Consider the following 25224-nt stretch of genomic DNA (forward strand, 5'->3'; position numbering starts at 1 on the left):
CATCGCCATGACCGCTTCCCACCCGCGGCAGGACATCGGCGCGGACAGCTGCGCCGCCGGTTGCCCCGAGGCGCTCGTACCGCGTCCGCCCAGCATCGTCATCGAGCGGCGCGTGGAATGGCAGGACACCGACGCGGCCGGCCACTACCACCATTCCACGGTGGTGCGCTGGGTCGAGGCCGCCGAGGCCGCCCTGTTGAGGCGTCTGGGGCTCGCCCACCTCTTCGGCAGTACGCCCAGGGTCCACTTCGAGGCCGACTACCGCGCCCGGCTGTGGTTCGGCGAGACGGTCCGCACCGAACTGCTGGTCACCGAGGTCGGGACGAGCTCGCTCCACTATGCCTTCACCGTCCGGGGCGCGGGCCAGGAGGTGGCGGCCACCGGACGCATGGTCATCGCCCACTCGGCCGCCCGCGCCACCGGCTCCACGGCCTGGCCCGACGAGGTGCGCGAGGTCCTGACCGGGGCGGGGCCCCAGGCCCCGGAGCTCTTCGCGTGAGCAGGGCAACATCCCATCGATATGATGAGTTCTTGACGAGCGTCAGATTCGCAGCATATTTTGATGCTCGGAACCACTAGGAGGAGCGCCGTGCGCGTAGCAGTTATCGGAGGAGGGCCCGGCGGGCTGTACTTCGCGGCCCTGGCCAAACAGCTGTCCCCGAGTTGGGAGATCACCGTCTGGGAGCGCAACGCACCCGATGACACCTTCGGGTTCGGGGTGGTGTTCTCCGACGAGACGCTCGACGGGATCGCCCAGGCGGACGCCCGCATCTTCGAGGCCATGTCCGCGGACTTCGCCCGCTGGAGCGACATCGACGTCCGCTACAAGGGCAGCGTCCTCACGTCGGGCGGCCACGGCTTCGCGGCGCTGGGACGCAAGCGCCTGCTGCAGATCCTCCAGCAGCGCTGCGCCGCCCTGGAGGTCGACGTCCGCTACCGCACGCAGGCCCCGCCGGTCGAAGAGCTCTCCGCGCGGTACGACCTGGTCGTCGCCGGGGACGGGGTCCGCTCGGCGACCCGCGCCGCCTACGCCGACACCTTCGGGCCCGACCTCGACGAGCGCAACTGCCGGTACATGTGGCTCGGCACCGACAAGGTCTTCGAAGCCTTCACGTTCATCGTCGCGGAGGGGGACTTCGGGACCCTTCAGGTCCACGCCTACCCCTTCGACGGCACCCGCTCCACCTTCATCGTCGAGATCGACGAACAGGCCTGGCGGCGAGCGGGCTTCGACAGGTTCGCGGCCCGCGACCACCCGCCGGGGACCAGCGACGAGGAGAGCATCCGGCTCTGCGAGGAGATACTCGCCGAGCACCTCGACGGCCACCGCCTGCTGCCCAACAACTCCAAGTGGATCCGCTTCACCACCGTCCGCAACAGGACGTGGCGGCACGGCAACGTCGTCCTGCTCGGGGACGCGGCCCACACCGCGCACTTCTCCATCGGCAGCGGCACCAAGCTCGCCATGGAGGACTCGCTCGCGCTGGCCGCCTGCCTCCACGAGCACGCGGACGTCACCACCGCACTCGCCGCCTACGAGGCCGAACGCAAGCCGGTCGTCGAGTCCACCCAGCGCGCCGCCCAGGCCAGCCTCGAATGGTTCGAGAACGTCGGACGCTACACCGGCCAGGACCCGCACCAGTTCGCCTTCAACCTCCTCACGCGCAGCCGGCGCGTCACGTACGACAACCTCCGGGTGCGCGACCAGGAGTTCACCGACGTCGTCGACACCTGGCACGCCGACGACACCGCCCGGGCACTGCCCCAGGCCGGCCGGCCGGGCCTGCCCCCCATGCTCCGTCCGTTCCGTCTCGGCGGCCTGCACCTGCGCAACCGGGTGGTCGCGCCCCCCACCGCGCTCTACACCGCGCGGGACGGCGTGCCCGGCGACTTCGACCTCGTACACCTGGCCACCCAGGCCATCGGCGGCTCCGGTCTGGTCCTCGCCGGGATGACCGCCGTCAGTCCCGAGGGCCGCGCCACCACCGGCTGCCCCGGCCTGTACACCGACGAGCAGGAGGCCGCCTGGAGGGGGATCGCCGCGTTCGTCCACCAGCAGTCGGACACCTGCCTGGGCATCCAGCTCACCCACGCCGGCCGCCGGGCGGCGACCGGCATTCCCCGTCCGGACGGCAGCGCCACCCCCCTCGGCGCCGGCGGCTGGCCCCTGGTGGCCGCCTCCGCGCTGGGCTGGGACGAGCACAGCACCGTGCCCCGCGCGGCCACCCGGCAGGACATGGACACCATCACCCGCGACTTCGTCGCGGCGGCCGGACGCGCGGACCGGGCGGGCTTCGACGTACTGGAACTCCAGTACGGGCACGGCCACCTGATGTCCGGATTCCTCTCACCGCTCACCAACCTCCGCACCGACGCCTACGGCGGCACCCTGGAGGGGCGCATGCGCTTCCCCCTGGAGGTGCTCCGCGCGGTCCGCGACGTCTGGCCGACGGGCAAGGCACTCGTCGTCCGCATCTCCGCCGCCGACTGGGCCGAGGGCGGCACCACCGAAGCCGAAGCCGTCGAGATCGCCCGCGCTCTCGGAGAGGCCGGAGCCGACGCGATCGACGTCTCCACCGGAGAGGTCGTCGCCCACCAGCGTCCCCGCTACGGCCGCAGCTACCAGACCCCGTACGCCGATCTGATCCGCAACGCCACCGGCCTGCCCACCATCGCGGTCGGCGCCATCTCCACGTACGACGACGTGAACTCGATCATCCTGGCCGGCCGGGCGGATCTGTGCGCCGTCGGACGGGCCCAGCTGCACGACCCGCTGTGGACCCTGCACGCCGCGGCCGCCCAGGGGTACAGCGGCCCCGCCGCCCCCTGGCCAACCGCCTGGAAGGCGGGCAGCGGCCGGCCCCCGGCCGCGCGCACCGACCGCGTACCGCCGCGCCTCCAGCTGCTACGGGAGCCCACCGCCCCCGTACACCAGCGCTGGCTTCCCCCCGCCCCCGCCGCCGCCTGCACCGCGGCCCACTGATCCGGAGGGACTCGATGGAGAACCTGCCCCGCTTCACCGCGGCGGCCGTCCAAGCGGCCCCCGTCTACCTCGACCCCGACGCCACCGTCGCCAAGGCGGTCGCCCTCATCGCCGAGGCAGCCGCGAACGGCGCCGAACTCGTCGTGTTTCCAGAGGTGTTCGTCCCCGGATACCCGTACTGGAACTGGACGATGAACCCCGTCCAGGGCTCGCCCTGGTTCGAACGCCTCTACCGCAGCTCCGTCGACGTCCCCGGGCCGCAGGTGGACGTCCTGCGCGCCGCGGCCCGCCAGTACGGCGTGGTCCTCGTCATAGGCGTCAACGAACGGGGACCCCACAGCCTCGGCGTCCTCCACAACACGCTGCTGACCATCGGCCCGGACGGCGCACTGCTCGGCGTACACCGCAAACTGGTGCCGACCTGGGCCGAGAAGCTCACCTGGACCGGTGGCGACGGAAGCTCCCTGAAGGTCCATTCCACGCCCGTCGGACCGCTGGGAGCCCTCGCCTGCGGCGAGAACACCAACACGCTGGCCCGCTTCGCCCTCCTCGCCCAGGGCGAACTCGTCCACGCGTCCTGCTACATCTCCCTCCCCGTGGCCCCCGCCGACTACGACATGGCGGACGCCATCGCCGTGCGCACCGCCGCGCACAGCTTCGAGGGCAAGGTCTTCTCCGTCGTGGCCTGCTCGACGATCTCCCCGGAGATCGTCGACACCCTGGCCGGGGACGACGAGGAACTGCGCGCCCTGTTCAGCCGCCCCCGCAGCGCCCTGTCCGGGATCTTCGGCCCCGACGGGCGGCCCGTCACCGAGCCCCTCGTCGACGACGAGGGCATCGTCTACGCCGAGATCGACCTGGCCCGGTGCATCCAGCCCAAGCAGATGCACGACATCGTCGGCCACTACAACCGCTTCGACGTCTTCCAGCTCCACGTCGACAACCGGCCCCGCACCCCGGTGACCTTCGCGACCGGTCCGGCGCACGCGACGGCACCCGCCGCACCACCTGCCGCACCGCCCGTCACCCCGGGCACCATCCCCGTCACCACCCCCGTCCCCACGCCCCTCACCGCCGACAGCACCGGCGTCACGAAGGAGGAAGTATGACCACCGGACAGGACGACAGCATGCTGGGCCGCGCCAGGGTCAGCGACACCCCCGAACTCACCGCCTACTACGGGGAACTGGCCGAACTGGAGGCCGGCGCGCTGTGGACCGTCGCCAACGACATCGAGCCCTGGTACCCGCAGCCCAGGTCCGTCCCCGTCCTCTGGCGCTACGACGAACTGCGGCCCCTGGTCCGCAAGGCCCTCGACCTGGTCAAGGCCGACGACGCGGGCCGTCGCGTGGTCATGCTCGTCAACCCCGGACGCAAGGACGTCAGCGCCGCGGCCGGCCTCCTCTACACCGGCCTGCAGATCATGGGCCCCGGAGAGGCCATGACCGCCCACCGCCACCAGGCGGCCGCGCTGAGGTTCGTCCACGAGGGCACCGGAGCGTGGACCGTCGTCGACGGACAGAAGCTACGCGTGGCCCCGGGCGACTTCGCCATCACCCCCAACGGAACCTGGCACGAGCACGGGAACGAGTCCGACGACGCCCCCGTCATCTGGCAGGACGGCCTCGACATCCCGCTCGTCAACGCCATGGACGCCGGGTTCTACGAGGTGCACCCCGACCTCCACCAGATCCCGGGGAAGGTCGTCAACTCCTCCGTGCTCACGTACAGCGCGAACCTGCTGCCCTACGGTGCGGAGAAGTGGACCCGCCCCTACTCCCCGCTGCTCGCCTTCCCGTGGGAGCCGACCTACGAGGCACTCCTCGGCCTCGCCGAGGCGACCGAGGGGTCCCCGTACGACGGTGTGATCGCCGAGTACACCAACCCCCTCACCGGCGGCCCGGTCATGCCCACCATGGGCGCCCACATGCAGCTGCTGCGGCCCGGCCAGTCCACCCTGGCCCACCGCCACACCGGCTCCGTCATCTACACGGCGGCCAAGGGGCACGGCTACTCGGTGATCGCGGGACAGCGCTTCGACTGGAAGAAGGGCGACATCTTCTGCGTGCCGTCCTGGGCCTGGCACGAGCACCACAACCTCGACCAGGGCGAGGACGCCTGCCTGTTCTCCTTCAACGACTTCCCGGTGATGAACTCCCTCGGCTTCCACCGCGAAGAGGCCTACCCCGACAACGGCGGGCACCAGCCCACCGCCTGAACCGCGGCGCCGTACCGCACGCCGCCGGCCCTGACACCGGCAGCGGTACGGCGCCGCACCCCACGGGGCCCCGCGGCCGCCACCCACCCGAGAGCACCTCCGCCCCACCCCTTCCCGCCTCACCCCTTCACCCCTTCACCCCTCACCACCTGGAGCACCGATGCGACTGGTCACCTACACCCTCGATGACGGATCGCCCGTCCTCGGCGCCCAGGTCGACGCCGACCACCTCGTCGACCTCGCCGTCCTCGCGGAACGCGCCGGCGTCGAACTGCCAGCCGACCTGCTGTCGTTCATCCGGGCGGGCGCCCCGGCCCGGGAGGCCGCGGACCGCCTGCTGGCCGCCGGCCCCGCCGGATGGCCGGCCGAGGCCGTCCGCCGGATGGCCGAGGTGTCGCTGCGGGCCCCGCTGCGCCCCGGAAAGATCATCGGAGTCGGCCTCAACTACGTGGAGCACGTGGCCGAGTCCAGCCGCAGCCTCGACACCGACAAGGAACTTCCCCCGCGGCCGGTGCTCTTCAGCAAGCCCGCCACCGCCGTCACCGGCCCCGGGCAGCCGATCCTCCACAACGCGGACCTGACCACCCAGCTCGACTGGGAGTGCGAACTCGCCGTCGTCATCGGGCGCACCGCCTTCCGCGTGAGCGAGGAGGAGGCGTACGGCCACATCTTCGGCTACAGCATCGTCAACGACATCAGCGCCCGCGACCAGCGCCGCTCCGGCCAGTGGTTCTTCTCCAAGGGCCAGGACTCCTACGCCCCCTTCGGCCCGGCCGTCGTCACCGCGGACGACGTGCCCGACCCGATGAACCTCGACCTCTCCCTGCGGGTCAACGGGGTGACCAAGCAGAAGTCGAACACGCAGCACATGCTCTTCCCCATCGCGCGCCTGATCGCCGACATCTCCTCCGGCGTCACCCTCGAACCGGGGGACGTCATCGCCACCGGCTCGCCCTCCGGCGTCGGAGCCGGCATGGTCCCCCCGGAGTTCCTCACCCCCGGCGACACGGTCGAAGCCACGGTCGAGGGCATCGGCACCCTGAGCAATCCCGTGGTCGACGCCCGCTGACCAGCATCCCCCTACCCAGAGGACCGTTCGTGTCGCACCGTACCTACCGCATCGGCCAGATCGTCCCGAGCTCCAACGTGACCATGGAAACCGAGGTACCGGCCATCCTCCGGGCCCGCGAGAGCATCGCGCCGGAACGCTTCACCTTCCACTCCAGCCGCATGCGCATGACCCACGTGACCCCGGAACAGCTCAAGGCGATGGACGCCGACTCCGACCGCTGCGCCGTCGAGCTCTCCGACGCGCACGTGGACGTACTCGGCTACGCCTGCCTCGTCGCCATCATGAGCATGGGACTCGGCTACCACCGCACCTCCGAGCAGCGCCTTCACCTGCGCACGGCGGAGAACGGCGCGCCCGCCCCCGTCGTCACGAGCGCCGGCGCCCTGGTGCACGGCCTGGGCACCCTCGGCGCGAAGAAGATCGCCCTGATCGCCCCCTACATGCGCCCGCTCACCCGGACCGTCGTGGACTACCTCACCCACGAAGGCATCGAGGTCATCGACTACACCGCACTGGAGATCCCCAACAACCTCGACGTGGCCGCCCACGACCCGGCCCGGCTCCCCGGCCTCGCCCGGGCCCTGGACCACAGTGACGCCGACGCCGTCGTCCTCTCCGCCTGCGTGCAGATGCCCTCCCTGGGGGCCATCGAGGAGGCCGAACAGCTCCTGGGCAAGCCCGTCGTCTCGGCGGCGGTCTGCACCGCCCACCAGATGCTCCGGGCCCTGGGCCTGCCCGCGGTCGCCCCCGGCGCCGGCCACCTCCTGTCCGGTGCCTACGCGGAAGCACCGCCCGTGGCCCCGTGACGCCGGGTCGGGCGGTGGCGCCGTGTCGGCGGGTCAAGGTCAGCCCGTGGTCAGCACGGCGCGGCGGGCGCCCCTGGGCGGGTCGGGGGGCCCGGCCCCGGGGCTCAGCTCCGGCCCGGGGCCAGCACCACGAAGTCTGCCTTCGACGGGTCGAGGCAGACGGCCAGCCGGCCGATGCCCTCGGCGTCCTCCGGCCCCATCTGCACGCTGCCGCCGTTCCCGGTGACCTCGGCGACCGCGGCGTCGCAGTCGGTGACGGCGAAGACCGGGTGCCAGTACGGCCGGCCGCTCGTCAGGGCGAGGTTCTCTTCGGACATCTCCATGAGGCCGCCGTGCATGCGCTCCTCGGGCAGTCCGGCGGGGGTGATGAGGGAGTACGTGCCCCCGCCGCCCGGCAGCTCCATCTCGCTGAACTGCCAGCCGAAGACGCCGCCGTAGAAGTCCTTCGCGGCCGCCGCGTCGCTCGTGTACAGCTCGGTCCAGGACAGCGAGCCGGGTTCGTCCACCAGCTCGACACCGGTGTCCTTCCCCGGCTGCCACACGGCGAACTGGCCCCCCAGCGGGTCGCTGTACTGCGCCATCCGGCCGTACTCCTCGAAGTCCCTGGGCGGGACCCGTACCGTGCCGCCCGCGCGCTCGACGGCCTGGGTCGTGGCGTCCGCGTCGGTGACGCGGTAGTAGATCATCCAGGCGGAGCGTGCCCCCTCCTCGGTGAGCTTGCCGAGCCCGGCGACGACCTTGCCGTCCTTGCGGAACATGCCGCCTTCCATGTCCTCGCCCGCATCCATGGACTCGTAGTCCCAACCGAGCACGGCGCCGTAGAAGGCCGCTGCGGCGGGGACGTCGGGAGAACCGAGGTCGAGCCAGCAGGGGGAGCCGGGGACGAAGTCAGTGGTGATCATGGTCATTCCCTTTCGCGCGTCCTGTGGGTGGCGGGCCGGCCACGCGCCGGTGTCGATCAGCGGCCTCCCCGCGCGGTGCCCGTGCTACCGGAGCTGGGACAGGTCGACCGAGTCGGCGGGGGCGGGGGGCTTGGCCACGACGGGCTCGTCGAAGGCGGAGAAGGAGGCCTCCGACCGCTCGCCGGACGCGTCGGTGCCCTGGACCCGCAGGAGGTACGGCTCGTCCTCGGTGGAGACCTGGTAGGAGTCCGTCTCGCCGTCGTGCCGGCTGCTGACCGTGATGGCCGGACGGCCGTCGACGGTGGTCCGCGCGCCCTTCTCCAACTGCTCGTTCACCGGTTTCGAGGAGAACTCCTCCTTGTAGAAGTCCATATCGCAGAACTCGGCGAAGTCGCGCAGCAGAAGGCTGTCCGTGGTGCCGTGCAGATAGCGGCCGTTGATGAGCGCGATCGCGTCGTCGGCCGCGGCGTCCGGTACTTGGGCCCGCAGCAGCTCGTCGTCGAGCCTCATCCACACGTCGTCGCCGCGTTTGATGACGTCGGCCATGCCCGAGTCGCCGGGAGGCGTGACGGTGCCGACGCAGTTGCCCCGCTCGTCGAACCGGAGGTCCAGAGCGGTGGTGCCCGAGCCGTCGGTGGCCTTGGCCACCATGCGCATGGACGTGACCCCGGTCATCGCCTCGCGGGCGGCGTCCGCGATGGCCTGGGCACTCTTGCCGGCGATCCCGTTGTCATCGGCCCTGGCAGCACCCGCGCCTACGCCCGCGACCATGAACAAGCAAGCCGTGCCGGCGACGGCGCACCGGACCGCGGCTCCCCAAGGTGCGGACATCGGCCATCACCTCCCTCTGGCCGCCTCCGTACGGCACCAGGCCTCACCCGAGCCTCCGGCGCGGCCGCTCACCCGATCAGCCTAGTTCCGCTCCCCGCCACCCGCAGTCCGGGTGACCGCCGGGTACGGGGCGACCGGCACCCGCCCTTGCCGCTCCCGGGGAGCCCGGCGGCCGCCGGCGGGCCCGCGTGAGGGCCGTGGTCTCGTGTTGGCCGGGCCGTTGCTGCAGAGTGGGCGTTCGCACCTTGTGCGTGTCCGAGAGCAGCACTGGACCTACCCGTGGAGTTCCGCTGTGGCCATGACCTCTGAGGCATCGGGGACGACGCCCGCCGACCCGGCTGCCGTCCGGACCGAGCGCGATGGCGCGGTACTTACGGTGATCCTGAGCCGTCCCGGGGTGCGCAATGCGGTCGATGGTCCGACGGCCGCCCGACTCGCCGATGCCTTCCGTGCGTTCGAGGAGGACGAGGAGGCTTCCGTCGCCGTGCTGTGGGGCGAGGGTGGTACGTTCTGCGCGGGCGCGGACCTCAAGGCCGTCGGCACCGAACGCGGCAACCAGGTGCTGGCCGAGGGCGACGGGCCGATGGGCCCCACGCGGCTGCGCCTGACCAAACCGGTGATCGCCGCGGTCAGCGGCCACGCGGTGGCCGGCGGACTCGAACTGGCCCTGTGGTGCGATCTGAGGGTGGCCGAGGAGGACGCGACGTTCGGCGTGTTCTGCCGCCGCTGGGGCGTGCCGCTCATTGACGGCGGTACGGTGCGGCTGCCGCGCCTGATCGGTGAGAGCCGCGCGATGGACCTGATCCTCACCGGCCGCCCCGTGACCGCCGCCGAGGCGTACGGGATCGGCCTCGTCAACCGTCTCGTGCCGCCCGGGGAGGCCCGCCGGGCGGCGGAGCGGCTCGCCCACGAGATCGCCGGGTTCCCGCAGCTGTGCCTGCGGCACGACCGGCTCTCCGTACGGGAGCAGCACGGTCTGGGTGAGCGGGAAGCCCTGGCCGCCGAGTACCGGCACGGCCTCGTCCCGCTCGCCGCGGGGGAGACCCAGGCCGGCGCCGACCGGTTCGCGGGTGGCGCCGGCCGCCACGGCTCCTTCACCGGCTGAGCCGCTTCGCGCGGAAGCCGCCGCGCCAAGGCGGCCCGGCCCGGCCGCCCGACAGGAGTCCAGAGGCATCATGGCCATGTGAACGCGTCCCCGACCACCGGCGGCGGAGCCGGTGTCCCAGGCTTCCCCGGGGTGGCTCCCACGCCGCGGACCGCCGTCGTATGGCTTCCTCCGCCCGGACTGTGGCCTCCCATCCAGAGCATCCGTGCCGAGCACGACCCCCAGATCCGCCGCTGGCCTCCGCACGTCAACCTGATCTTCGGCTTCGTCCCGGAGGCCGACTTCCCCGGCGCGGCCCCGCTGCTGGCCGCCGCTGCCGCCGAGATCGAGCCCTTCGCCATCCGCCTCAGCGGAGTGCACACGTTCCGGCACCGCAGCTACGCCACCGTGTGGCTGGACCCCGCCGCGGCCGGCCTGACCCCCTGGACGGCGCTCCAGGGGGCCCTGGCGGAGCCCTTCCCCTTGTGCCGCGGCCGATTCCCGTCCTTCACGCCGCACCTCTCGCTCGGACGCACCCACCATCCGCGGCGCCTGGCCGCGGAGTGCGCCGCCCGCCTGGGCAGCATGTCGGCGCAGGTCGACGACATCGTGCTGCTCTCCCGCAGCGGCGACGAGCCCATGCGACCCCGTGCCACGATCCGCCTGGGCACGGGCGAGCTGCACTGGCACGACGACTCCGCCACTCCACCGGGACCCTGAGGACTTGTCTCGTCCGTGTCGTCAGAGCCGCGTCCGGCCGGCGGGGGCCCCGCCGGCGCTTGCGGGCTACACCGGACAGGGGCGGTACTCGAGGCTGAGTTCGCGGTCCACGGCGTAACTGGTGCGCATCGACGCGTCGATGACCTGCTGCCAGGAGCCGTACTTGACGTAGAGCTGGTCGGCTGTCGGCCCGAGCGGGTTGCCGTACTTGGCCATGTTCCGCTCCTCCAGGATCCGGACCTCCTCCGGGCTCATGCCGGCACGGGTGATCTCCTTGGCCTGGTTGCGCATGTCGACCAGCTCCCATGACCCCGGACCTGTTCCGCCAGTACGCCGAACTGTGCGGCACGGCCCTGGCCCGTGCCCACGCCCGCTCCGGCGACCGCATCGCGATCGCCGGCTACCTGGGCAACGGCGACACCTTCGACCGCGCCGTCGCCGACTTCGCACTCCGCTACGCGGACCAGACCCTCCAGGACCACGCCCTGCTCACCGCCGCCATCTCCGACGGCGCCATCACCGCCACCCACGGCATCTGAGCGGAGGGGAAGGCGCGCGCCGCCGGCCCGTTCCTCCTGAACCCGGCGGGGCGCCCCGGCTGTTGTCACAGCGGGGGCGGCCCTCCGGGTCGTGGCGTCGTCATCGGGAGGAGTCCACGAGGTGGGGCTCGCGTCCCCGGTGGACGGCAGGTGCTCGGGCGTCCAGCTTCGCGCCCTCCACGTCCACGTCCGGCAGGATCCGGTCCAGCCACTTCGGCAGCCACCAGGCCGACTTGCCGAGCAGGGCGAACAGGGCCGGGACGATGGCCATGCGGACGACGAAGGCGTCGAAGAGGACGGCCGTGGCCAGGGCGAAACCGATCATCTTGATGAGGTCGTTCTGTTCGGTGATGAAGCCGGAGAACACGCTGATCATGATGATCGCGGCCGCGCTGACGACGCGTCCGCCGTAGCGGAAGCCGGTGACGACGGCCTCGCCGGGCCGCGCCCCGTGGACGTAGGCCTCCCGCATCCGGCTGACCAGGAACACCTCGTAGTCCATCGCGAGGCCGAACACCACACCGATCATGAAGATCGGCATCGTGCTCATGACGGGGCCGGCCTCCTTGACGCCGAAGACGTCGGCGAGCCAGCCCCACTGGAAGACCGCCACCACGGCTCCGAGGGCCGCGCTGACCGACAGCAGGAAGCCGAGGGCCGCCTTGAGCGGGACGAGGACCGAGCGGAAGACGAGGACCAGGAGGAGGAAGGCGAGGCCGACCACGAGTGCGAGGTACGGCAGCAGGGCGTCGTCGAGGGTCTGGGAGAAGTCGATGAACATCGCGGTCTGGCCGGTCACCAGGATCTCGTCGGCCCCCGTGGCGGTCTCGATGGCGCCCACGCCGTCGCGGATGGCGCGTACCTGTTCCTCGGTGGCGTGGTCGGCGGGTCCGGTGCTCGGTACGAGGTTCAGGATCGCGGTGTCGTTCGCCACGTTGGGTACGGCCGGCGAGACGGAGGCGACCCCGTCCAGCTCGGCCAGGGCCTTGCCGACGCCGCCGGCCGCGGTCGAGGCGTCCCCGGCGCTCACGGTGATCGTCAGCGGTCCGTTGAAGCCGGGGCCGAAGGACTCCGACAGCATGTCGTACGCCTTGCGCTGGGTGGTGTCGGCGGCCATGGTGCCCTCGCCGGGCAGCCCCAGCTCCAGGCTGGCGGCGGGCAGCGCCATCGCACCCAGTCCGAGCACCCCGACGAGCAGGACGGCCACCGGGTGGCGCAGGACGTAACTCGCCCAGCGCATCCCCAGGTTGGGCTTCTTCCGCGCAACCATCTTGGCGGCCTTGCGCTGCTGGCGGGCCGAGAGCGGCTTGCCGGTGACCGCCTTGCGGTCGGCGCGGCGCAGCACCTTGACCGGTGCGAAGCCGAGCAGTGCGGGGACGAGGGTGACGGCGATGAGGACGGCGACGGCGACGGTGCCCGCGGCGGCGGTGCCCATCTTGGTGAGCATGGGGATGTTCACCACGGCGAGGCCGGCCAGCGCGATGATGACGGTGAGCCCCGCGAAGACGACCGCCGAACCGGCGGTGCCCACGGCCCGGCCGGCGGCCTCCTGGGGCTCACGGCCCTCGGTGATCTCGGAGCGGTAGCGGGAGATGATGAACAGCGCGTAGTCGATGCCGACGGCGAGGCCGATCATCATGGCCAGCGTGGACGTGGTCGCGGACAGACCGAGGGTGCTGCCGAGCGCGGTGATGCCGCTGATGCCGACGCCGATGCCGATCAGGGCGGTGAGCAGGGGCATGCCGGCGGCGATCATCGAGCCGAACGTGATCAGCAGGACTATGGCGGAGACGAGGATGCCGATGCCCTCGGCGCCGCCCATCGCAGCGTCGATCTTGATGGCGTCACCGCCGGCTTCGACGGTCAGGCCCGTGTCGCGGGCCTTGTCGAACGCCTGCGTGAGCGCCTCGTGTTCCTTGTCGGTCAGCTCGGTGGCGGCCACCTTGTACTTCACGACCGCGTAAGCGGTGGTGGAGTCCTTGCTGATGGCTCCGGCCTGATACGGATCGGTGACCGAGACCACCTCCGGGGCCTTCGTCAGGTCGGAGACGAGCCCTGAGACCGCCGCCTTGCGCTCGGGGCCGGAGATGTCCTGGCCGCCAGGCGTACGGATGACGACCCGGGCGCTCGCGCCGTCGGCGCCGGCGGCCGGGAACTTCTCCTTGAGCAGGTCGAAGGCCTTCTGGGACTCGGTCCCCGGCATCGAGAACGTGTCGGCCGGCGGCGCCGGAGCGGAGGCGGCGGCGGCGATCACCCCGCCGAGGACCAGCACCCACAGCAGTGCGATCAAGCCCCGCCGCCGAAAGGCGAAGCGGCCCAGCTTGCAGAGGAAAGTAGCCACGACGAAACAGGCTCCTGTCGGATCAGCGGTGAAGGGGCGGACCGCCCGGCACACGGCGCACGGCGCACGGTTCAAGCGGTCGCGAAGCAGAGACAGGTCCGGGAGGCTTCCCGCCTCGGACCGTGTGGCACCACGATGGCACCATCATGGCTCCAATGCAACCGTGTGGTGCCACGGTCTCCCGACGGAGCGTCCAGGCCTGGGTGGAGGGTGGGTCGGCCGGTGCCGGAACGGCCTCGGTGGCAGTCGTCGCGCCGTCACGCGACGAGATGTACGGGGCTGGGCCACGCCGCCGTGGCCGCTACCGGCTCGGCTTTTCCGGCCGCGGCGCCATGACGACGCATGCGGGTTCGTAATTGGCTCGCGATGGCGCTAGTGCTGTGCCATTATGGCGTCACGGGGGAGCGGGTCTCTCGGCCTCACAGGCCGAGAGACCCGTTCGCGAGTGAGCCAGCAAGGGGGCCGGGTCATGGACACAGCACAGAGTCAGGAGCAGGCGGAGCCGGGCGCCGTCACCGCCTTCGCCCGCTTCGTCCTCTGCGGCGGCGGGGTGGGGCTCGCCTCCAGCTTCGGCGTCGTGGCCCTCGCCTCCTGGATTCCCTGGGTCCTGGCCAACGCCCTGATCACCGTGGTGTCCACGCTCCTCGCCACCGAGCTGCACGCGCGCTTCACCTTCGGCGCGGGCGGGCGCGCGACCTGGCGCCAGCATGCGCAGTCGGCCGGCTCCGCGGCGGCCGCGTACGCGGTGACCTGCCTGGCGATGCTCGTCCTCCACCAACTGGTGGCGGCGCCCGGTGCGGTGCTCGAGCAGGTCGTCTACCTGTCCGCCTCCGCGCTCGCCGGCGCCGCACGGTTCGCGGTGCTGCGCCTCGTCGTCTTTGCGCGGAACCGCTCGCAGGCCACGGGCACCGTCCGCCCCGCCCGCCCCGTACACGTGACCGTGGCCCGCGCCTCGGCCCCGGCCGGCCCCGCGGAACTCTGCCACGCGGCCTGACCGTTCCGCCGCGCGGCCCAGACCGGTGCGGCGACGGGGCCGGAGGGCTCCGTCAGGTGAGCGCCGATGTCGGGAGCTCCGCCGTGACGGGTGGAGTGCCGCCCGCCATGGGGAGGGTGAGGACCATGGTGAGCCCGCCGCCGGGGGTGTCCTCGGCGGTGAGGGTCCCGCCGACGGCCTCCGTGAAGCCCCGGGCGACGGCCAGGCCGAGGCCCACGCCGGCGCCTCGCGGTGCGTCGCCATGGCGCTGGAAGGGTTCGAAGATGCGGTCCTTGGCTTCGTCCGGGACGCCGGGCCCGCCGTCGACCACCCGGAGCTCCACCCGGCTCCCCAGCGCGCTGGCGGAGACGTGTACGGGCCGGCCGCCGGGGCTGTACTTGACGGCGTTCTCCACGATGTTGGCGACGGCCCGTTCCAGCAGGCCCCGGTCCACGGCGACCATCGGCAGCGTCTCGGGGATGTCGAGGTCCACGCTGTCCTCGGGTACGCCGCCCAGCGCCATCGGGACGACCTCGTCGAGGTCCGTCTCCCGGATGAGCGGGACGACGGTGCCGGTGTTGAGGCGGGACATGTCCAGCAGGTTGCCGATCAGGGCGGCGAGGCGGTCTGCTCCGTCCTCGATGCCTTCGAGGAGTTCGGCCTTGTCGTCCTCGGACCATTCGACGTCGTCGGAGCGCAAGGAGGTGACGGACGCCTTGATTCCGGCGAGCGGGGTGCGCAGGTCGTGGCTGACGGCGGCGAGCAGGGCGGTGCGGATGCGGTTGCCCTCGGCGAGTTCCTTCGCCTTCCCTGCCTCGTCGACCAGGCGCTGGCGGTCGAGTACGACGGCCGCCTGGGCGGCGAACGCGCCGAGTACCCGGCGGTCTTCGGCCGGCAGCACCCGCCCGGTCAGGGCCAGCGCCATGTTGTCGCCTATGGGCAGGTCGACGTCGGCGTCCTCGGGGCGGCCTACGGGGCCGGTGCCCACGGATGCCGCCGTGGTCCACGAGTCGACTTCGCTGGTGCGCTCCAGCAGGACCACCGACTGCATGGCGAAGGTCTCCCGGAGGCGTTCGAGGAGGGCGTCGAGGGAGTCCTCGCCCCGCAGGACGCTGCCCGCGAGGAAGGAGAGGATCTCGGACTCGGCGCGCAGCCGGGCGGCCTGGTGTGTGCGCCGGGCGGCCAGGTCGACCACGGAAGCCACCGAGACGGCCACTCCGACGAAGATCGCGATGGCGACGATGTTCTTGGGGTCGGAGATCGTGAACCGGTACAGCGGCGGCGTGTAGAAGTAGTTCAGGAGCAGGGACCCGACGGCCGCCGAGGCAAGGGCGGGCAGGAGCCCCCCGAGCATGGCCGCCGCCACCGTGCAGGCGAGGAACAGCAGCATGTCGTTCGCGAGCCCCAGGTCGGGGACGACCTCGCTCAGCAGGACGGTGAGCAGCGCGGGACCGGCGATGCCGGTCAGCCAGCCCCAGATGAGGCGGGAGCGCCCCAGACGTGTGCCGCGGGTGACCGGGAGGCGCCGGCGGCCCTTGGCGGCCTCGTCATGGGTGACGATGTGCACGTCGAGGTCGGGTCCCGATTCGCGGGCGACGGTGGCGCTGACACCGGGCCGGAAGACGGACTGCCAGGAGCGGCGTCGGCTGACGCCGAGCACGATCTGCGTGGCGTTGACGCCGCGGGCGAACTCCAGCAGCGCGTCGGGGACGTTGTCGCCTATGACGTGGTGGAAGGTGCCGCCGAGGTCCTCGACCAGGGTGCGCTGGACGGCCAGCTCCTTGGGGGAGGCGGAGGTCAGCCCGTCGCTGGCGGCGATGTAGACGGCCAGGACCTCGCCGCCCGCGCCCTTCTCGGCGAGGCGGGCCGCCCGGCGGATGAGAGTACGGCCTTCCGGGCCGCCGGTGAGGCCGACGACGATCCGCTCGCGCGCCTGCCAGGTGGAGCGGATGTTGTGCTCGCCCCGGTACTCCTGGAGGTACTCGTCGACCCGGTCGGCGACCCACAGCAGCGCCAGCTCGCGCAGGGCGGTGAGGTTGCCGGGCCTGAAGTAGTTCGAGAGGGCGGCGTCGACCTTGTCGGGCTTGTAGACGTTGCCGTGGGCCATGCGACGGCGCAACGCCTGCGGGGACATGTCGACGAGCTCGATCTGGTCCGCCCGGCGGGCGACCTCGTCGGGGACCGTCTCGCGCTGGCGCACCCCGGTGATCGTCTCGACCACGTCGCCGAGGGACTCCAGGTGCTGGATGTTGACGGTGGACACGACGTCGATGCCGGCCTGGAGGAGTTCCTCGACGTCCTGCCAGCGCTTGGCGTGGCGCGAGCCCGGGACATTGGTGTGCGCGAGCTCGTCCACCAGCGCTACGGCCGGGCGGCGCGCGAGGATCGCGTCCACGTCCATCTCGGTGAAGGTGGAGCCCCGGTACTCCAGCTCGCGCCGCTCGATGAGCTCCAGGCCGTGCAGCATCACCTCCGTGCGCGGACGGCCGTGGTGCTCGACGAAGCCGACGACGCAGTCGGTGCCCCGCTCGATCCGGCGGTGCGCCTCGGAGAGCATCGCGTACGTCTTGCCGACGCCCGGCGCTGCGCCGAGGTAGATGCGGAGCTTGCCGCGTCCCATGTTCCGACTCTTCTTCTCTGCTGATTCTCTGCTGACGACGGGGTATCTGCTGGCGATCGGGCGGTGATCAGGCTGCTCGGACGGGTGATCAGGGTCCTTTGACGGGTGATCAGGGTTCGAAGCGGTAGCCCATGCCCGGTTCGGTGATCAGGTACCGGGGGTGGGAGGGGTCCGGTTCCAGCTTGCGGCGCAGCTGGGCCATGTAGACCCGCAGGTAGTTGGTGTTCTCCCCGTAGGTCGGTCCCCAGACCTCCAGCAGGAGCCGCCCCTGTGTGATCAGTCGGCCCGGGTGGGTGATGAGGATTTCCAGCAGGTGCCACTCGGTCGGGGTCAGCCGTACGGTGCGGTCGCCCCGCCGTACCTTCTTCGCGATCAGGTCGATGGTGAACTCGTCGGTCGTGACGACCGCGACCTCGTCGGGCCGGGATGCCGCCGGGGCTTCCTGTCTCCGGGTGGCTGCCCGCAGGCGGGCGAGGAGCTCGTCCATGCTGAACGGTTTCGTCACGTAGTCGTCCGCGCCGGCGTCCAAGGCCCGGATCTTGTCCTCGGAGGTGTGGCGGGCGGAGAGGACCAGGATCGGGATCCGGCTCCAGCCGCGGACGCTCCTGATGACTTCGATGCCGTCCATGTCGGGGAGCCCGAGGTCCAGCACTATGACGTCAGGTTTGTGGGCGGCCGCGAGCCGCAGGGCCGAGCCGCCGTCGGGCGCCTCCTGGACCTCGAACTTGCGCGCCTGGAGATTGATCTTCAGTGCGCGGACGAGCTGAGGGTCGTCCTCCACCACCAGCACCCGGGTCATCGGTGTGCAGCCTTTCCCTTGTTGCGGGCACGGTACGAAGCCGGCGGGGCGCTGGGGGCCCCTCCCAGCGGTAGCTGGGGGAGCTGCGCGCCCCGCCGGTTCCTGCGCCGTGCGATGTGGACCGTCAGCTCTTGGCCAGTGCCTTGAGGGCGGTGTTGAGTTCGAGGACGTTGACGCGCGGTTCGCCCATGAAGCCGAGGGTGCGGCCGGTGGTGTGCTCCGCGACGAGCTTCTCGACCTGCTTGACGTCGAGCTTGTTCTGCTCGGCGACCCGGTGCACCTGGAGCTTGGCGTACGCGGTGGAGATGTCCGGGTCGAGGCCGGAGCCGGAGGAGGTGACGGCGTCGGCCGGCACGTCCTCGGGCTTGACGGCGTAGGAGGCCGTGGAGTTGTCCGCGACGACCGCCTCCTTGGCGGCGATCACCTGGGCACAGAGGGTGCCGTCCTCGGCGCCTGCGGTGCACTTGCCGTTGACGGCGCCGTTGTCGGCGGACCGGTTGGTGGCGCCGGAGAGGAGCAGGGAGTACCGGGTGTTGACGCTGTTGCTGCCCAGGCCGTTGGAGGGGCGCGGCTGGAACCACTTCAGGTCCGGCCGGGGCGCCTCCTCGGCGTCGTCCGGGTCGTTCTTCGGCACGTTGTAGCTCTGCCCGATGAGGGAGGAGCCGACGACCTGGCCGCTCTTGTCCTTGATCTCCGAGCCGTTGGCCTTGTCGTGGAACAGGGCCTGGGCGATGCCGGTGACGGCGAGCGGGTAGATGATCCCGCAGATGACCGTGAGGACCAGCAGGGCGCGGAGGCCTGCCCCGATCAACCGTGCGGTGTTGCCTACAGAGTTGTTCATGGGAGTCAGCACGTTCCTAGTTCAGGCGAGCCCGGGGATGAGGGAGATGAGCATGTCGATGACCTTGATGCCGATGAACGGGGCGATGAGGCCGCCCACGCCGTACAGCCCGAGGTTGCGGCGGAGCATCTTGTCGGCGCTGGTCGGCCGGTACCGGACGCCCTTCAGGGCCAGCGGGACCAGGGCGATGATGATCAGCGCGTTGAAGATGACGGCGGAGAGGATCGCGGACTCGGGTGAGCTCAGGCCCATGACGTTGAGCTTGTCCAGGCCCGGGTAGACCACGGCGAACATCGCAGGGATGATCGCGAAGTACTTCGCGACGTCGTTGGCGATGGAGAACGTCGTGAGCGCGCCGCGGGTGATGAGGAGTTGCTTGCCGATCTCCACGATCTCGATGAGCTTGGTGGGGTTGGAGTCCAGGTCCACCATGTTCCCGGCCTCCTTGGCGGCCGAGGTACCGGTGTTCATCGCGACGCCCACGTCGGCCTGGGCCAGGGCGGGGGCGTCGTTGGTGCCGTCGCCGGTCATCGCGACCAGCTTGCCACCCGCCTGCTCCCGCTTGATGAGGGCCATCTTGTCCTCGGGAGTGGCCTCCGCGAGGAAGTCGTCGACGCCGGCCTCCTCCGCGATGGCCTTGGCCGTCAGCGGGTTGTCACCCGTGATCATGATCGTCTTGATGCCCATGCGGCGCAGTTCGTCGAACCGTTCGCGCATGCCTTCCTTGACGACGTCCTTCAGGTGGATGACACCCAGGACGCGCGCGCCCTTCTCGTCCTCGACGGCGACCAGCAGCGGCGTGCCGCCGGCCTCGGAGATCTTGTTGGCGAGGAGGTCGGCGTCGTCGGAGACCTGCCCGCCCTGCTCCTTGACCCAGGTGATCACCGAACCGGCCGCGCCCTTACGGGTCTTCCTCCCGTCGACGTCGACACCGGACATACGGGTCTGGGCGGTGAAGGCGATCCAGTCGGCGTGGGCGAGCTCGCCCTGGTGGCGTTCGCGCAGCCCGTACTTCTCCTTCGCCAGGACCACGATCGAACGGCCCTCGGGGGTCTCGTCGGCCAGCGAGGACAGCTGGGCGGCGTCCGCCAGCTCGGCCTCCGCCGTTCCCCTGACCGGGACGAACTCCGATGCCTGGCGGTTGCCGAGGGTGATGGTGCCCGTCTTGTCGAGCAGCAGCGTCGACACGTCACCGGCCGCCTCGACGGCACGCCCGGACATGGCCAGGACGTTGCGCTGGACGAGCCGGTCCATGCCGGCGATGCCGATGGCGGAGAGCAGCGCGCCGATGGTGGTGGGGATCAGGCAGACCAGCAGGGCCGTCAGCACGATCATCGACTGCTCGGCGCCCGCGTAGATCGCGAACGGCTGGAGCGTGACCACAGCCAGCAGGAAGACGATGGTGAGGGACGCCAGCAGGATGTTCAGCGCGATCTCGTTCGGCGTCTTCTGCCGGGCCGCGCCCTCGACCAGGGCGATCATGCGGTCGATGAACGTCTCGCCGGGCTTCGTCGTGATCTTGACGACGATCCGGTCCGAGAGGACCTTCGTACCGCCGGTGACCGCCGAGCGGTCACCGCCCGACTCGCGGATGACCGGCGCGGACTCACCCGTGATCGCCGACTCGTCCACCGAGGCCACGCCTTCGACGACGTCGCCGTCACCCGGGATGACGTCCCCCGCCTCGCAGACCACCAGGTCGCCGATACGGAGCTCCGTGCCGGGCACCTGCTCCTCACCGGTGCCGTCCTTGGCCAGTCGGCGGGCGACGGAGTCGGTCTTGGCCTTGCGCAGGGTGTCGGCCTGGGCCTTGCCGCGGCCCTCGGCGACGGCCTCGGCGAGGTTGGCGAAGATCGTGGTCAGCCACAGCCAGACGGTGATGGCCCAGCCGAACCAGTCGGTCGGGTCCAGACACGCGAGGACGGTCGTGACCACGGAGCCGATCAGGACGACGAACATCACCGGCGACTTGATCATCACGCGCGGGTCGAGCTTGCGTACCGCGTCCGGGAGGGACTTCAGCAGCTGCTTGGGGTCGAAGAGGCCGCCGCCCACGCGCCCGCCGCCCGGCTTGTGGCCGGTGGGCACGTCCTGGTGCGGAGCCCTTGTGGGTGTGGCGGTGCTCATGATGCGAGCCCTTCGGCGAGCGGACCCAGCGCCAGGGCCGGGAAGTAGGTCAGACCGGTGATGATGAGGATCGTTCCGACGAGCAGGCCCGCGTAGAGCGGCTTGTCGGTGCGCAGCGTGCCCGCCGTCTCGGGGACGGGCTTCTGCTCGGCGAGGGAGCCGGCCAGCGCCAGGACGAACACCATGGGCAGGAAGCGGCCCAGCAGCATCGCGATGCCGATGGTCGAGTTGAACCACTGCGTGTCGGCGTTCAGGCCGGCGAAGGCGGAGCCGTTGTTGTTGGCGCCGGAGGTGTAGGCGTAGAGGATCTCCGAGAAGCCGTGCGCGCCGGCGTTCGTCATGGAGTCGGCCGGGGTGGGCAGGGCCATCGCGGCGGCGGTGAAGCACAGGACCAGGGCGGGGGTGATGAGGATGTAGCAGGCCGCGAGCTTGATCTCGCGGGTGCCGATCTTCTTGCCGAGGTATTCGGGGGTGCGGCCGACCATCAGGCCGGCGATGAACACGGCGATGATCGCCATGATCAGCATGCCGTAGAGGCCGGAGCCGACACCGCCGGGCGCGATCTCACCCAGCTGCATGCCCAGCATCGCGATGCCGCCGCCGAAGCCGGTGTAGGAGGAGTGGAAGGAGTTCACCGCCCCGGTCGACGTCAGGGTCGTGGCCACCGCGAAGATCGACGAACCGCCGATCCCGAAGCGGGTCTCCTTGCCCTCCATCGCCCCGCCGGCGACGTCGAACGCCGGACCGTGGTGCGCGAACTCGGTCCACATCATCAGCGCGGTGAAGCCGAGCCAGATGATGCCCATCGTGGCGAGGATCGCGTAGCCCTGCTTGACCGAGCCGACCATCTTGCCGAAGGTGCGGGTCATCGCGAACGGGATGACGAGGATCAGGAAGATCTCGAAGAGGTTCGAGAACGGGTTGGGGTTCTCGAAGGGGTGCGCGGAGTTGGCGTTGAAGTAGCCGCCGCCGTTCGTCCCGAGTTCCTTGATGACTTCCTGCGAGGCGACGGCGCCGCCGTTCCACTGCTGCGATCCGCCCATGAACTGGCCGACCTCGTGGATTCCGGCGAAGTTCTGGATGACGCCGCACGCGACCAGGACGATCGCGCCGATGACGGAGATCGGAAGGAGGATGCGGACGGTGCCGCGGACCAGGTCGGCCCAGAAGTTGCCGAGTTCACCGGTGCGCGAGCGGGCGAAGCCCCGTACGAGGGCCACCGCGACGGCCATGCCGACGGCCGCGGAGACGAAGTTCTGCACCGCCAGGCCGCCGGTCTGCACGACGTGGCCCATGGCCTGCTCGCCGGCGTACGACTGCCAGTTGGTGTTGGCGACGAAGGACGCGGCGGTGTTGAAGGCCTGGTCCGGGTCGATCGACACGAAGCCGAGCGAGCCCGGCAGGCTCCCCTGCACACGCTGCAGGAGGTAGAGGAAGAGGACGCTCACGGCGGAGAAGGCGAGGACGGCGCGCAGGTAGGCGGGCCAGCGCATCTCGGCCGACGGGTTGGCGCCGACGGCCTTGTAGATCCACTTCTCCGGCTCGTAGTGCTTCTCGGAGGAGTAGACCCGGGCCATGTAGTCGCCGAGGGGTCGGTAGGCCAGCGCGAGCGCGGCGATCAGCGCGAGCAGCTGGAGCACACCAGCGGTTACGGGGCTCATATCGGTGCTCAGAACCTCTCCGGGTACACGAGGGCGAGGACGAGGTAACCGAGCAGGGAGACGGCCACGACGAGGCCGACGATGTTTTCGGCGTTCACAGCTTGGTCACCCCCCGGGCGATGAGGGCCACCAGCGCGAACACCGCGACCGTGGTGACGACGAAGGCCAGATCGGCCATCGCGAGCTCCTGAGTGAAGTGGAAGAAATGAATCGGCCAGCTGGCCGATGAAAAGACAACCGTCTCTTCACCCCGGCGTTAAGCCACCTTGACAGGCTCCATACGGGCGCCTCGGAACTCTTGACGTCGCGCTAACGCGAACCGCCGTCGGCGGAGGCCGGTCCTGGTCTCAGAACTTCTCGGGCCTGATCAGCGCGGCCACGAGATAGCCCAGCAGGGCGAGGGCAACGAGCAGCCCGACCACGTTCTCAGCGTCCATCCGAACTCCCTTTGCGGCTGCCGGGCACTGTCGCGCCCCCATCAAGCCTGCCCGCCGCCGGAAGCGGAGGCACGCACCCTGATGAGGCCTTGACGCACCTCGTACGGCTTCCCGGCCCTGCCGTCAGGAGCGCGTGAAGACCGGGGCGCCGGCCGTATGGATACCGCCAAGAACACTGGCCTTCCAGCCACGCCGTTCCGACGCTGTCCTGACTTTGTCCAGCGGAGGAACCAGCGAAGATGGCCATACACATGGGAAAGCCGACCACGGCAGGACAGACCCCGGGCACGGAGGAGCCGCCTGATACCGGCGCGAGGACGCCCTCGACGGGGGACCGGCAGGACCGGCACCGGCTGACCGCCCTCCAGGGACTCGCCGCGCTGTCCCTCGACGCGATGGCGTCCGTCGCGTACGGACCCGAGTCGATCGTGCTCGTCCTGGCGGCGGCCGGTGCGCACGGCATGGGGTTCGCCCTCCCGGTCACGCTCGCCATCGCCGCGCTGCTGGCGGTGCTCGTGGCCTCGTACCGGCAGGTGATCGCCGCCTTCCCCGACGGCGGCGGCTCGTACGCGGTCGCCAGGCGGCACCTGGGCCGGCGTACGAGCCTGGTCGCCGCGGCCTCGCTGATCCTCGACTACGTGCTGAACGTCGCCGTCTCCGTCACCGCCGGCGTGGCCGCCCTGACCTCGGCCTTCCCGGAGCTGTACGGGGAGCGGGTGTGGATCTGCCTCGGTGTCCTGGTGCTCGTCACCGCCGTGAACCTGCGCGGGGTCGTGGACTCGGCGAAGGCCTTCCTCGTCCCGACGGCCGTGTTCGTGGGGTCGATCCTGGCCATGGTCGCGGTCGGCCTGTTCCGGGACGGTCCGGTGAGTACCGCCTCGGCCGCCGGACACGCCTCCGCACTCGGTGAAGGCGCCACCGCCGTCGGCGCTCTGCTCCTGCTGAAGGCCTTCGCGGCCGGCTGCTCCGCCCTGACCGGCGTCGAGGCCGTCGCCAACGCCGTGCCCTCCTTCCGCGCCCCCGCCGCGCGTCGCGCCCAGCGCACCGAAGTGGCCCTCGGCGCCCTGCTGGGTGTGATGCTGATCGGCCTGTCAGTGCTGATCGGCCGGTTCCACCTCCAGCCGGTCGAAGGCGTGACCGTACTGGCCCAGCTGGCGGACGCCTCCTTCGGCCACAACCTCGCCTTCTACGTGGTCCAGTTCGCCACGATGGTGCTGCTCGCCCTGGCCGCGAACACCTCCTTCGGCGGGTTGCCGGTGCTGATGAGCCTGCTCGCCCGCGACAACCACCTGCCGCACTTCTTCGCCCTCAAGGCCGACCGCCAGGTGCACCGCCACGGAGTGGTGTGGCTGGCGCTCGTCTCCGGCGTTCTCCTCGTCCTCTCCGGCGGCGACACCAACACCCTCGTCCCGCTCTTCGCGATCGGCGTCTTCGTCGGCTTCACCATCTGCCAGATCGGCATGGTCCGGCACTGGTACGGCGAGCGCCCCGGGGGCTGGCGGACGAAGGCGGCGCTCAACGGCTTCGGCGCCCTGCTGACCGGTGTGTCGGCGGTCGTCGTCACCGCCACCAAATTCACCGAGGGCGCCTGGCTGATCGTCCTCGCCCTGCCGCTGATCGTCCTCGCCTTCGAGAAGATCCACCGCGCCTATGCGCAGATCGGCGAGCGGCTCGAACTCGGCCGCGTTCCGCAGCCCCCGCACCGGGCCCACTCGCTCGTCGTGGTCCCCGTCTCCGGCCTCTCCCGCCTGACCTGCCAGGCCCTTACCGCCGCACGCTCCCTCGGCGACGAAGTCCTCGCGGTCACCGTCACCCACCCCACCGCCGAGGACCTGCCGGCCACCGAGGCCCTGCGCCGGGACTGGGAGCTGTGGAAGCCCGGCGTCGAACTGATCGAGCTCTCCTCGGACACCCGCTCGCTCGGCCGTCCGGTGTCCTGCTACGTGCGCGAGCTGGCGCGGGCACACCCGGGCGCCCAGGTGACCGTCCTCATCCCGGAGACCGAACCCGCGCACCTGTGGCAGCGGATGCTGCAGAACCAGCGGGGTTCCGTCGTCGCCCACGCCGTCCGCCGGGACACCGACGCGGTCATCTGCCGGCTGCGCTTCCGCATCACCGCCGACGCACGTTGACGTGCCTTTGACGGCGGCTTGACGCAGCTCGTGCGCCGCCGTCAAGACGGCGCCAATTCCCCCGCCCCTATCCGTTCTGCCTCCACAACTGGCAGTAGTTTCCCGCCTGTTGCGCCACCGGGGACCTCGCATGCTCAC

The 25224-nt window shown here is 71.0% G+C and carries 20 protein-coding genes and 2 pseudogenes; 11 read left to right on the plus strand and 11 right to left on the minus strand.

Going from position 1 to position 25224, the window contains the following annotated elements; translation table 11 throughout:
* Nucleotides 1–7 precede the first annotated feature (7 nt).
* The 6 genes from AB0D94_RS03690 to AB0D94_RS03715 all read left to right on the plus strand — a co-directional run bounded on the left by AB0D94_RS03690 (nucleotide 8) and on the right by AB0D94_RS03715 (nucleotide 7079).
* Entirely contained in the window at nucleotides 8–499 is a 492-nt protein-coding gene (locus AB0D94_RS03690) for a thioesterase family protein (protein ID WP_362044951.1), read from the plus strand.
* A 90-nt stretch (nucleotides 500–589) separates the two neighbouring features.
* The gene (locus AB0D94_RS03695; RefSeq protein ID WP_362044953.1) at nucleotides 590–2983 is read left to right on the plus strand and encodes a bifunctional salicylyl-CoA 5-hydroxylase/oxidoreductase; all 2394 of its coding nucleotides are present in this window, start codon (nucleotides 590–592) and stop codon (nucleotides 2981–2983) included.
* A 14-nt stretch (nucleotides 2984–2997) separates the two neighbouring features.
* Nucleotides 2998–4092: a carbon-nitrogen hydrolase family protein gene (locus tag AB0D94_RS03700; protein ID WP_362044955.1), complete on the plus strand. Its 1095-nt coding sequence runs from the start codon at nucleotides 2998–3000 to the stop codon at nucleotides 4090–4092.
* Entirely contained in the window at nucleotides 4089–5201 is a 1113-nt protein-coding gene (locus tag AB0D94_RS03705) for a cupin domain-containing protein (RefSeq protein ID WP_362044957.1), read from the plus strand. Before AB0D94_RS03700 ends, AB0D94_RS03705 begins: the two co-directional genes overlap by 4 nt.
* A 160-nt stretch (nucleotides 5202–5361) precedes the next feature.
* Complete coding sequence (locus tag AB0D94_RS03710) at nucleotides 5362–6270, plus strand: fumarylacetoacetate hydrolase family protein (RefSeq protein ID WP_362044959.1); 909 nt, start codon at nucleotides 5362–5364, stop codon at nucleotides 6268–6270.
* An 83-nt stretch (nucleotides 6271–6353) separates the two neighbouring features.
* Nucleotides 6354–7079 carry an Asp/Glu racemase gene (locus AB0D94_RS03715; RefSeq protein WP_362045049.1) on the plus strand — a complete coding sequence of 242 codons (726 nt, stop codon included), beginning with the start codon at nucleotides 6354–6356 and terminating at the stop codon, nucleotides 7077–7079.
* Between the two features lie 104 nt (nucleotides 7080–7183).
* Here the strand turns inward: AB0D94_RS03715 and AB0D94_RS03720 are convergent, their stop codons facing one another.
* Nucleotides 7184–7981: a VOC family protein gene (locus AB0D94_RS03720; RefSeq protein ID WP_362044961.1), complete on the minus strand. Its 798-nt coding sequence runs from the start codon at nucleotides 7979–7981 to the stop codon at nucleotides 7184–7186.
* Between the two features lie 84 nt (nucleotides 7982–8065).
* Nucleotides 8066–8812, minus strand: a complete 747-nt coding sequence (locus tag AB0D94_RS03725) for a hypothetical protein (RefSeq protein ID WP_362044963.1) — start codon at nucleotides 8810–8812, stop codon at nucleotides 8066–8068.
* 298 nt (nucleotides 8813–9110) lie between these two features.
* Between AB0D94_RS03725 and AB0D94_RS03730 the strand changes: the two genes are divergently transcribed.
* A complete protein-coding gene (locus tag AB0D94_RS03730; protein ID WP_362044965.1) occupies nucleotides 9111–9917 on the plus strand; it encodes a crotonase/enoyl-CoA hydratase family protein in 807 nt (268 codons plus the stop codon).
* A 78-nt stretch (nucleotides 9918–9995) separates the two neighbouring features.
* Nucleotides 9996–10616, plus strand: coding sequence for a 2'-5' RNA ligase family protein (locus AB0D94_RS03735; RefSeq protein WP_362044967.1), 621 nt, complete (start codon nucleotides 9996–9998; stop codon nucleotides 10614–10616).
* A gap of 66 nt (nucleotides 10617–10682) precedes the next feature.
* On the opposite strand, the pseudogene AB0D94_RS03740 reads toward AB0D94_RS03735, so the two are convergent.
* Nucleotides 10683–10916 (minus strand): annotated as a pseudogene (locus tag AB0D94_RS03740) (hypothetical protein); the annotation flags it as partial.
* Between the two features lie 26 nt (nucleotides 10917–10942).
* Here AB0D94_RS03740 and AB0D94_RS03745 point away from each other — a divergent pair.
* A pseudogene (locus AB0D94_RS03745) lies at nucleotides 10943–11155 on the plus strand (DUF2252 family protein); the annotation flags it as partial.
* 100 nt (nucleotides 11156–11255) lie between these two features.
* Here the strand turns inward: AB0D94_RS03745 and AB0D94_RS03750 are convergent.
* On the minus strand, nucleotides 11256–13496 hold the full coding sequence (locus AB0D94_RS03750) for an MMPL family transporter (protein ID WP_362044969.1): 2241 nt from the start codon (nucleotides 13494–13496) through the stop codon (nucleotides 11256–11258).
* A 469-nt stretch (nucleotides 13497–13965) separates the two neighbouring features.
* Between AB0D94_RS03750 and AB0D94_RS03755 the strand changes: the two genes are divergently transcribed.
* The gene (locus tag AB0D94_RS03755; RefSeq protein WP_362044971.1) at nucleotides 13966–14490 is read left to right on the plus strand and encodes a GtrA family protein; all 525 of its coding nucleotides are present in this window, start codon (nucleotides 13966–13968) and stop codon (nucleotides 14488–14490) included.
* A gap of 52 nt (nucleotides 14491–14542) precedes the next feature.
* Here the strand turns inward: AB0D94_RS03755 and AB0D94_RS03760 are convergent, their stop codons facing one another.
* The 7 genes from AB0D94_RS03760 to kdpF (AB0D94_RS03790) form a co-directional block, all read right to left on the minus strand.
* A complete protein-coding gene (locus AB0D94_RS03760) occupies nucleotides 14543–17089 on the minus strand; it encodes a sensor histidine kinase KdpD (RefSeq protein ID WP_362044973.1) in 2547 nt (848 codons plus the stop codon).
* Nucleotides 17090–17198: 109 nt separating this feature from the next.
* Nucleotides 17199–17888 carry a response regulator gene (locus tag AB0D94_RS03765; RefSeq protein ID WP_362044975.1) on the minus strand — a complete coding sequence of 230 codons (690 nt, stop codon included), beginning with the start codon at nucleotides 17886–17888 and terminating at the stop codon, nucleotides 17199–17201.
* Nucleotides 17889–18012: 124 nt separating this feature from the next.
* Nucleotides 18013–18729, minus strand: coding sequence for a potassium-transporting ATPase subunit C (locus tag AB0D94_RS03770; RefSeq protein WP_362044977.1), 717 nt, complete (start codon nucleotides 18727–18729; stop codon nucleotides 18013–18015).
* A 21-nt stretch (nucleotides 18730–18750) separates the two neighbouring features.
* Nucleotides 18751–20856: a potassium-transporting ATPase subunit KdpB gene (kdpB, locus tag AB0D94_RS03775; RefSeq protein ID WP_362044979.1), complete on the minus strand. Its 2106-nt coding sequence runs from the start codon at nucleotides 20854–20856 to the stop codon at nucleotides 18751–18753.
* On the minus strand, nucleotides 20853–22517 hold the full coding sequence (kdpA, locus tag AB0D94_RS03780) for a potassium-transporting ATPase subunit KdpA (protein WP_362044981.1): 1665 nt from the start codon (nucleotides 22515–22517) through the stop codon (nucleotides 20853–20855). The genes kdpB and kdpA overlap by 4 nt, the downstream gene beginning before the upstream one ends.
* An 8-nt stretch (nucleotides 22518–22525) precedes the next feature.
* The gene (kdpF, locus tag AB0D94_RS03785) at nucleotides 22526–22615 is read right to left on the minus strand and encodes a K(+)-transporting ATPase subunit F (protein WP_037789535.1); all 90 of its coding nucleotides are present in this window, start codon (nucleotides 22613–22615) and stop codon (nucleotides 22526–22528) included.
* A gap of 249 nt (nucleotides 22616–22864) precedes the next feature.
* A complete protein-coding gene (gene kdpF / locus AB0D94_RS03790; RefSeq protein ID WP_362044984.1) occupies nucleotides 22865–22954 on the minus strand; it encodes a K(+)-transporting ATPase subunit F in 90 nt (29 codons plus the stop codon).
* Nucleotides 22955–23193: 239 nt separating this feature from the next.
* On the opposite strand from kdpF (AB0D94_RS03790), the gene AB0D94_RS03795 reads away from it, so the two are divergent.
* On the plus strand, nucleotides 23194–25086 hold the full coding sequence (locus AB0D94_RS03795; RefSeq protein ID WP_362044986.1) for an APC family permease: 1893 nt from the start codon (nucleotides 23194–23196) through the stop codon (nucleotides 25084–25086).
* Nucleotides 25087–25224: the final 138 nt, after the last annotated feature.

This window comes from Streptomyces sp. NPDC048255, assembly GCF_040652415.1.
GTDB lineage: Bacteria > Actinomycetota > Actinomycetes > Streptomycetales > Streptomycetaceae > Streptomyces.

What these genes read in the sequence shown, in the direction of transcription:
- AB0D94_RS03690 (WP_362044951.1), top strand. Translation starts at nt 8, where the DNA reads ATGACCGCTTCCCACCCGCGGCAGGACATCGGCGCGGACAGCTGCGCC.
- AB0D94_RS03700 (WP_362044955.1), top strand. Translation starts at nt 2,998, where the DNA reads ATGGAGAACCTGCCCCGCTTCACCGCGGCGGCCGTCCAAGCGGCCCCC.
- AB0D94_RS03705 (WP_362044957.1), top strand. Translation starts at nt 4,089, where the DNA reads ATGACCACCGGACAGGACGACAGCATGCTGGGCCGCGCCAGGGTCAGC.
- AB0D94_RS03710 (WP_362044959.1), top strand. Translation starts at nt 5,362, where the DNA reads ATGCGACTGGTCACCTACACCCTCGATGACGGATCGCCCGTCCTCGGC.
- AB0D94_RS03715 (WP_362045049.1), top strand. Translation starts at nt 6,354, where the DNA reads ATGGAAACCGAGGTACCGGCCATCCTCCGGGCCCGCGAGAGCATCGCG.
- AB0D94_RS03720 (WP_362044961.1), bottom strand. Translation starts at nt 7,981, where the DNA reads ATGATCACCACTGACTTCGTCCCCGGCTCCCCCTGCTGGCTCGACCTC.
- AB0D94_RS03725 (WP_362044963.1), bottom strand. Translation starts at nt 8,812, where the DNA reads ATGTCCGCACCTTGGGGAGCCGCGGTCCGGTGCGCCGTCGCCGGCACG.
- AB0D94_RS03730 (WP_362044965.1), top strand. Translation starts at nt 9,111, where the DNA reads ATGACCTCTGAGGCATCGGGGACGACGCCCGCCGACCCGGCTGCCGTC.
- AB0D94_RS03755 (WP_362044971.1), top strand. Translation starts at nt 13,966, where the DNA reads ATGGACACAGCACAGAGTCAGGAGCAGGCGGAGCCGGGCGCCGTCACC.
- AB0D94_RS03760 (WP_362044973.1), bottom strand. Translation starts at nt 17,089, where the DNA reads ATGGGACGCGGCAAGCTCCGCATCTACCTCGGCGCAGCGCCGGGCGTC.
- AB0D94_RS03765 (WP_362044975.1), bottom strand. Translation starts at nt 17,888, where the DNA reads ATGACCCGGGTGCTGGTGGTGGAGGACGACCCTCAGCTCGTCCGCGCA.
- AB0D94_RS03770 (WP_362044977.1), bottom strand. Translation starts at nt 18,729, where the DNA reads ATGAACAACTCTGTAGGCAACACCGCACGGTTGATCGGGGCAGGCCTC.
- kdpB (WP_362044979.1), bottom strand. Translation starts at nt 20,856, where the DNA reads ATGAGCACCGCCACACCCACAAGGGCTCCGCACCAGGACGTGCCCACC.
- kdpA (WP_362044981.1), bottom strand. Translation starts at nt 22,517, where the DNA reads ATGAGCCCCGTAACCGCTGGTGTGCTCCAGCTGCTCGCGCTGATCGCC.
- kdpF (WP_362044984.1), bottom strand. Translation starts at nt 22,954, where the DNA reads ATGGACGCTGAGAACGTGGTCGGGCTGCTCGTTGCCCTCGCCCTGCTG.
- AB0D94_RS03795 (WP_362044986.1), top strand. Translation starts at nt 23,194, where the DNA reads ATGGCCATACACATGGGAAAGCCGACCACGGCAGGACAGACCCCGGGC.